Here is a 3,017-nt window from a genome sequence, read left to right as displayed (position 1 = left end):
CGCGAGGTCGGTCTTGATGATGACGAGCTCGTGCTCGATGGTGCCTTCGTTGTTCGCCGTGAACGTGATCTCGCCCGCAGGCGCCGAATCGGGGTCGGGCTCGACGAGCCATTCGCCCAGCGTGACGGTGACGGTCGTCGCTTCGGCGCCGCCGCCACCCTCCTCCTCGCCGCCGCCGCACGCCGTGGCCACGGCCGCGACCGCTGTCAGCGCGACGGCCCCGAGCAGCCCCAGCGTCAACGTTCGCTTCCATCCATCCATGGCACACCATCCTCCTTACGCATGATGCGGGCGACCCACGCCCTGATGAATCTGGACGCCGAGTATAGGCTCCGAGTCCGCATCGTGGCAAGCGGTTGTCAGACCGCGTCGGCGGCCCTATAGTGGCCGTCGACGGGACTACAGCCGTCCGGGGAGTCGCCATGCGCGTTCGTCTGCAGTTCGCACTGTCGTTCGCGCTCCTGCCAGCGCTGTTCGTCGCATGCGGCGGCGAGGAGGAGCCACCTCCGCCCACGCTGACGGGAGAGGTGCACGTGCACCTGGACGAGTGGTCGGTCGATCCGGAGCCGGCGTCCATCGACGGACCCGTGACCGCCACGTTCGAGGGGCATAATCACGGCGAGTTCCCGCATCAGGTGGTCGTCATTCGCACGGACGATGCGCCCGACGCGCTGCCCATGGAGCGCGGGAAGGTCGACGTCGATGACGCCGGCGAGGAGATGCTGTCGTTCGACGTGCCCGCCGCCGACCCGGACGCCGGAGTGGAAGGCCGGCAGGTGGGGACGGTCGACCTCCGGCCGGGGCGGTACGTGATCATCTGCAACATCGCCGGGCACTACCAGCAGGGGATGCGGGCCGCGTTCGAGGTACGGGAAGTCGGAGAATAGCGGGGTCTTCAGTGGGGGATGGGGTCGTAGCGAGCGTGGCCCGTTCCTCCCCCTGTGATGAAGGCCACGCTTCAGCGTGGCCGGCGGGCCATGGGGATACGGTCATGCTGAGGAGGCCGCAGGCCGACGAAGCATCTCCTCTCCCCGACCCGAACGTCTCCCTACTTCGGCGGGCGCCTGCCGTGCGCCCGCGAAGGCCCGCGGTCGATGGGCGTCGTGGTACGCCGGGGAAACAGATGCTTCGGCCTCGTTTCGCTCGGCCTCAGCATGACCACGGTGCACGCGGCTGGCCAGCCATGGGTCGACGGCCACCCTAAAGAGTGGCCTTCAGGGATGGCGGATTCCCCGGGCGTGATGGCGGCCGGACCATTCCCCCTCGATGAAGGCCACGCTTCAGCGTGGCCGGCATTCCATAGGTGCCGGCGGGCAGGCTGAAGCCTGCCCTTCATCGGTAAGAGGTCGGTGAGGACGGGGGCGGGACCGAACGATGGGGGGTACCCTTCTCCCCCTGGATGAAGGCCACGCTTCAGCGTGGCCGGCGTCCCATGGGCCGAGGACGAGGAATCCCCATGCGCGGACGGCCACTAGCACAAGGAGGCTACCCATGACCAGATTAGCCAACGTAGCCCTCGCTATCCTCCTGGCTGGCGCGCTCGGCCTCTCCTCTGTGCGCGCACAGGAGGGCGACACGACTCCCGTGCCGACGGCCTCGCCGGCCGTGCCCGGCACGGAAGTGCCCGCCGGGCCGACGCCAGCGCCGGCCGCAAGGGACGTGAAGGTTCGAGCGACGCTAAAGGTGGAGGCCGCCGCCGACGGCCGGGGAGTGGAAATCCCCGGCGGCTCCACGCTGCGCGTGAGGACCGCAGCAGGCACGTGCCTCGAGATTCCGCTGCCCCCCGCGATCACTGACGCCGTTTCTGGCGGCGGCGAGGCCGCGCTCCCCGAGTTCACCATCCCGTCCGCCGCAACGCAGCCGGGTTGCGCGGAAGCCGGGAAGGCATTGAGCATCGAGCTAGCGCTGCCGGACGGTTCGTCAATCATTCTGTTCGCCGGCACCTGGGGCGCCGACATGCCAGAGGTCTGGGACACCGAGTTCGTCATCAGACCGCCCGTCCCCCAACCGGGCGTCAGCGGCCTTCCCCCGACGGGAGGCGGAGATGCTTCCGGTGGAGCGCCGGCAGCGGCGCTGGCCGCCATGCTGGTGGCTCTCGCAGTTGCGGGCGTTGGGGTGGCGCTGGCCCGCCAGGCGGGGCCCAGGTAGAGCGTCGGGTGTAAGGGGAGCGCGGCCCGCCGGTCGCCTCCCCTCACTCACGTTCGGTCGCGCGGCCCGTCTCGTCGCGGCCGATGAGACAGAGCGAGGCGAGCCGCATCTCCAGCGCGAGGCCCTCCGCGAGGGGCAGGCTGAGTCCCTCGCGCACCGCCTCCTTGATGTAGCGGAGCGACCGCGCGGGCTTTGCGGACAGCGCCCGCGCCCACGCGTCCGCCTCCTCGAACAGGCGCTCCTTCGGCACGACGCGGTTCACGAGCCCCAGCCGCAGCGCCTCCCGCGCGTCGATGGGGTCGCCCGAGAGGATCATGCCGAGGGCGACGCCGGGCGGAATCGTGCGGGGCAGCGTCTGCGTGCCGCCGGCGGAGGGGATGTACCCCAGGGACACCTCCGGCAGGCCGAAGCGGGCGTCCTCGGACGCGATCCGCAGGTCGCACAGGAGGCTCATCTCGCAGCCCGCGCCCAGCGCCCATCCGTGCACGGCGGCGATGAGGGGCTTGTCGATGGAAAGCAGGAAGCCCCAGAGGTCGCGCTCGCGGCGGGCGCGGCGGGCCTCGATGTACGAGGGGGCGGTCCCGAACTGGCTGATGTCGGCGCCCGACGAGAAGGCGCGGTCGCCAGCCCCGCGGAAGACGGCGACGCGAACGTCGGGGTCGTCTCGAAGGGCGTGGAAGACCTCCCACAGCTCGTCCCGCATGGCCATGTTGACGGCGTTCAGTACCTCGGGCCGGTTGAGGGTCACCCACGCGACGCCGTCGTCGCGCTTCTCGTACAACAGATACTGGAAGCCGTTCATCGGCCCTCCCGCGGCGTCTCAGCGCCAGTCGGGGCGGCGGAGCTGCGAGCGCTGCTTCACCTGCGCC

4 protein-coding genes are annotated in these 3,017 nt (G+C 70.4%); 2 read left to right on the top strand and 2 right to left on the bottom strand.

The genetic code is table 11. From position 1 onward, the window contains the following. Positions 1-261 (bottom strand): hypothetical protein (locus VNN10_07955; GenBank protein HXH21949.1); only part of this gene is annotated, 261 nt, incomplete at its 3' end. Positions 262-422: 161 nt separating this feature from the next. On the opposite strand from VNN10_07955, the gene VNN10_07950 reads away from it, so the two are divergent. Both VNN10_07950 and VNN10_07945 read left to right on the top strand, forming a co-directional pair. After that, positions 423-887 (top strand): hypothetical protein, encoded by a 465-nt coding sequence (locus tag VNN10_07950; protein HXH21948.1) that lies wholly within the window; start codon positions 423-425, stop codon positions 885-887. Between the two features lie 604 nt (positions 888-1,491). After that, positions 1,492-2,148 (top strand): hypothetical protein, encoded by a 657-nt coding sequence (locus VNN10_07945; protein ID HXH21947.1) that lies wholly within the window; start codon positions 1,492-1,494, stop codon positions 2,146-2,148. Between the two features lie 43 nt (positions 2,149-2,191). Here the strand turns inward: VNN10_07945 and VNN10_07940 are convergent, their stop codons facing one another. Continuing rightward, positions 2,192-2,950, bottom strand: coding sequence for an enoyl-CoA hydratase/isomerase family protein (locus VNN10_07940; protein ID HXH21946.1), 759 nt, complete (start codon positions 2,948-2,950; stop codon positions 2,192-2,194). Between the last annotated feature and the right edge of the window lie 67 nt (positions 2,951-3,017).

It is taken from the genome of Dehalococcoidia bacterium (assembly GCA_035574915.1).
Lineage (GTDB): Bacteria > Chloroflexota > Dehalococcoidia > DSTF01 > WHTK01 > DATLYJ01.
Note: the sequence above shows the minus strand (reverse complement) of the source record. Positions and strands in the feature narration are given on the sequence as shown.

What these genes read in the sequence shown, in the direction of transcription:
- VNN10_07940 (HXH21946.1), bottom strand. Translation starts at nt 2,950, where the DNA reads ATGAACGGCTTCCAGTATCTGTTGTACGAGAAGCGCGACGACGGCGTC.
- VNN10_07950 (HXH21948.1), top strand. Translation starts at nt 423, where the DNA reads ATGCGCGTTCGTCTGCAGTTCGCACTGTCGTTCGCGCTCCTGCCAGCG.
- VNN10_07945 (HXH21947.1), top strand. Translation starts at nt 1,492, where the DNA reads ATGACCAGATTAGCCAACGTAGCCCTCGCTATCCTCCTGGCTGGCGCG.